Origin of the sequence: Curtobacterium sp. P97, assembly GCF_023712445.1 — a bacterium.
Lineage (GTDB): Bacteria > Actinomycetota > Actinomycetes > Actinomycetales > Microbacteriaceae > Curtobacterium.
The window spans coordinates 1-472 of sequence record NZ_JAMAYF010000079.1 but is presented as its reverse complement, the minus strand read 5'-3'; the positions used below and the strand labels follow the sequence as shown (position 1 = coordinate 472).

Below are 472 nucleotides of genomic sequence, written 5' to 3'. Positions count from 1 at the left end.
ATTCTGTTGCAATTCTTCTTCATCAGCTCTTTTGAATGGCTTGCGAGGACGAGTATTTTTGTTGAGTCGACCAATTCACGCATACGCTCGTTAGCACGTTCTTTAAAGTCCTCGTCACCTGTCGAAAGCCATTCATCCATGATCAGGATTTCAGGTCGAACTGCCGTTGAGGTCGCGAATGCCAATCTCAATTGCATGCCAGAAGAATAAGTGCGGAACGGAACATCCAGAAACTCTCCAAGTCCCGAAAAATCGGCAATCTGGTCAAACTTTTCGGCAATTTCTTCGGGCGGCATTCCCATCATCGCAGAGCGCAGGCGAATATTCTCACGCCCTGTCGCATCCGGGTCAATTCCCAGATTGATATTGATCAGGGATACACAATTGCCGTTGATGACCGAACTTCCGTGTGTCGGCGTATAGATGCCAGACAAGACACGAAGCAATGTGGTTTTCCCCGACCCGTTATGGC

General features: G+C 48.5%; 1 protein-coding gene. It reads right to left on the bottom strand.

Features of this window, described 5'->3' with window-relative positions:
* The coding region (locus M3677_RS17025; RefSeq protein ID WP_251161137.1) for an ABC transporter ATP-binding protein at positions 1 to 434 on the bottom strand (434 nt) is incomplete at its 3' end.
* Positions 435 to 472: the final 38 nt, after the last annotated feature.